The sequence below is a fragment of the Methylomagnum sp. genome, assembly GCF_054333355.1.
Genome location: NZ_JBTEKS010000458.1, coordinates 1 through 3,255, shown reverse-complemented (window position 1 = coordinate 3,255; position 3,255 = coordinate 1). Strand labels below are relative to the sequence as shown.

3 protein-coding genes are annotated in these 3,255 nt (G+C 61.8%); all 3 read left to right on the top strand.

What is annotated here, in order from left to right; genetic code table 11:
* On the top strand, positions 1-1,493 hold a 1,493-nt coding region (locus ACXWUF_RS21010; RefSeq protein WP_458496507.1), incomplete at its 5' end, for a methyl-accepting chemotaxis protein.
* Positions 1,494-1,671: 178 nt separating this feature from the next.
* Positions 1,672-2,859 carry a PAS domain-containing protein gene (locus ACXWUF_RS21005; RefSeq protein WP_458496506.1) on the top strand — a complete coding sequence of 396 codons (1,188 nt, stop codon included), beginning with the start codon at positions 1,672-1,674 and terminating at the stop codon, positions 2,857-2,859.
* 54 nt (positions 2,860-2,913) lie between these two features.
* On the top strand, positions 2,914-3,255 hold a 342-nt coding region (locus tag ACXWUF_RS21000), incomplete at its 3' end, for a hypothetical protein (RefSeq protein WP_458496505.1).

Sequence of the window (3,255 nt, the reverse complement as noted above, 5' to 3'; positions counted from 1 at the left end):
GCCCGGACTTCAAGCCCAAGCTGGAACCCCTGATCAAGGCCGCTGCGGGGCAGTACGAGACCGCCCTCAAGCTAACCAAGAAGGAGGTCGTGGAGGCGCCCCAGGTGTTGACCTATCCGAACCAGGACTATTTCGACACCTATACGGCGGTGATCGACACCCTGTTCACCCTCAACAGAGAATCCATGGTCTTGCTGGACGGCGCCTTGAAAGACCGGGTAAGCGAATTGCGTAACAGGCAGTTGTTCGTGAGCTTCGGCATCCTGGCGCTGTTGGCCGTGGGTTCGTGGCTCGCCTACGTCATTACCCGCTCCATCACCAACCCCATCGGTTATCTGGTGGGCGTTATGAACAAACTGGCCTCCGGCGATAGCACGGTGCGTGCCCACCTGGAGACCTTTGACGAGATCGGTATGTTGGGACGCCAGTTCGACATGATGGTGGACCAGCGCGAGGCGGTCAGCGCCCAGGTTCAACGGGAAAACGAGGCCCTCAATAACTCCATCATCGAACTGCTCCAAGCCGTGGCGCGGCTGGCCCAGAGGGACTTGACGGTCAAGATACCGGTGGCCGAGGATATCACGGGTCCGGTGGGCGACGCTTTGAACCTGCTATCCGGCGAAACCGCCAAGGTATTGAGCCGGGTGACGGAAATCGCCCAAAACGTCGCCAAGATTTCCCAGCAGGTGAAGGCCCAGTCCGACACCGTGATCCAGGTGGCGACGGAAGACAAGCGCGAAGTGGAGCAGGCGACCGCCGAACTGAACCGGGCTTCCGAGGTGATGCAGGAAATCGCCCGCTTGGCGTTGGCCTGCAACGAGGCGGCGGAAAAGGCCATCAAGAACACCGAACGGGCGCAGGACACGGTGCTGGGGACGGTCCAGGGCATCACCGCCATCCGCGACACCATCCGCGAGACCGAAAAGCGCATCAAGCGGCTGGGCGAACGCTCCCAGGAAATCGGCGGCGTGGTCAGCCTCATCAACAGCATCGCCGAACGTACCCACATCCTCGCCCTCAACGCCTCCATGCACGCGGCCTCCGCCGGTGAAGCGGGGCGCGGCTTCGCGGTGGTGGCGAACGAAGTGCAAAGGCTGGCCGAGAACGCCCGCGAGGCCACCTCGAAGATCGCGGGGCTAGTGAGCAACATTCAGGTGGAGACCGCCGACACGGTGAACACCATGAACGAGGCCATCAGCCAAGTGGTGCGGGGAACCGACCTCGCCCAGAAGGCCGGCGGTGAGATGCGCGAGACCCGCGACACCACCGCCGACCTGGTGCAATTGGTGCAGCGCATCGCGGCCAGTTCCACGAGCCAGGCCCAAATGACCCAGCAACTCCGGGAACGCGCCGTGCAGATTCAGAAGAACACCGAGCGCACCTACGACGAGTTGCAGGAGCAGGGGCTCCAAACCGAGCGGCTGGTGGACTTCTCCACCGGCCTGGTGGAAGCGGTGGGCGTGTTCGTGTTGCCCAAGGCGGCAGCGGCCTAGGCGCCCCTCCCCGATGGCTGTCCCGCCCAGGAATCCTCGCTCGAGGATTCCTGGGCGGGAATAACCCCTTAAATCCCGAAATCCATCATCGACGGAAATCACCTTCTTGGCTGCTCATTCATGGGCGACGACTCTGGCCTCTGGTTGGCGGCCTCTTCAAACTGAAAGGCGGTCGAGCATGATTGAAGATAACTATCCAATGATTGGCAACCGTGGCCTGGAGGCGGAACAGCGCTTGGGGGAATCCGAAGGCCTTTGGAGGCTCGCGCTGGAGAACGTGGGCGACGGCATCTGGGACTGGCATGTGACGGAGCGGAGGCTGGTCTTTTCGCCCCGCTGGAAGGAACTGCTCGGCTATGCCCCGGACGAAATCGGCGAGGCTTTGGGGGATTGGGAAGCGTTGGTTCACCCCGACGATCTGGCGGACTGCCGCCAGGACTTCCAGAACTACCTGAACGGCGAGGCTTCGGTGTACCGGAACGAGCATCGGATTCGCGCCAAGGACGGCAGCTATCGGTGGTTCCTTGATCGCGGCACGATAGTAGAACGGGGGGGGGGCGGCGAGCCTTTGCGGGTGATCGGCACCTACTCGGAAATCACCGACCACAAGCGCATGGAGGAAGCACTGGCGGCCAGGGAAGCCCATTATCGCGCCGTGCTTGAGACCGCCGTCGATGGCGTCATCGTGATCGACGCCGAGGGAATCATCCAATCCCTGAACCCCGCCGCCGCCAACATCTTCGGGTATCGGCTGGAAGAGCTGATGGGCCACGCGATCAGCGTCTTGATGCCCGAACCCCATCGCGGCAAGCATGGCCAGTACATTCGGCGCTACCTGGAAACCGGGGAGGCCCATGTCATCGGTTACGGGCGCGAACTGACCGGCCAGCGCCAAGACGGCACAACCTTTCCCATAGACCTTTCCTTGAGCCGGATGGATTTGGGGGGGCGCACCTACTTCACCGGCTTGGTCCGCGACATCACCAAGCTCAAGCGCTCGGAAAGCACCCAGCAGTTGATCAACGCCTTCTATTGCAACTCGGCGGTTCTAGTCACGGACAGCGACAACCACATCATCATGGTGAATAAGCCTTTCACCCAAATGACTGGCTACGATCTGCACGAGGTCATCGGCAGGAACCCAAGCATGCTCTCCAGCGGTCGGCAGGACGGAGTGTTCTATCAAGGCATGTGGCGCTCCTTGAACACCATCGGGCACTGGCAGGGCAAACTATGGAACCGCCGCAAAAACGGTCAGGAATACTTGGAATCGCTCGCCATCAGCTTGATTTACGACGACAAGGGCGAGGTGTTCCGCCATATCGCCGTCTTTTCCGAAATCGCTGCCTCGGTCCCGCTTGGCTAACCGCCAAAATGTGCGAAATCTCCCGATCAAGACATCAATAACGAGAACAAGCCCATGCTTACGAAACATCAAAAATCGCTGCAACCTTCGATGACCTGCGGGGCATTCAAGCGGGCTGCCCGGCGGCATCGACTCGCCATTCCCGGCATGGTGGCTTCGCTCCTGGTGCTAGGCGCTCCGGTCCAGGCCGAGGAGGAGCCGCCCCTGGGCCAGATCAACGAGAACTTCCGGGTGCTGGGCGAATTGCGCGGACGCCTGGAGGGCTTCGACTTCTTCCAGCCCGCCCCGAATCCGGCCAAGGGCGTGACCGGCAACGAGAACGACTATGTCTTCGGGGCGCTCCGCGCCCGGCTGGGGGTCGCCATGACCACGCCGTGGGCGGATGGCCTGGTGCAG

What these genes read in the sequence shown, in the direction of transcription:
- ACXWUF_RS21005 (WP_458496506.1), top strand. Translation starts at nt 1,672, where the DNA reads ATGATTGAAGATAACTATCCAATGATTGGCAACCGTGGCCTGGAGGCG.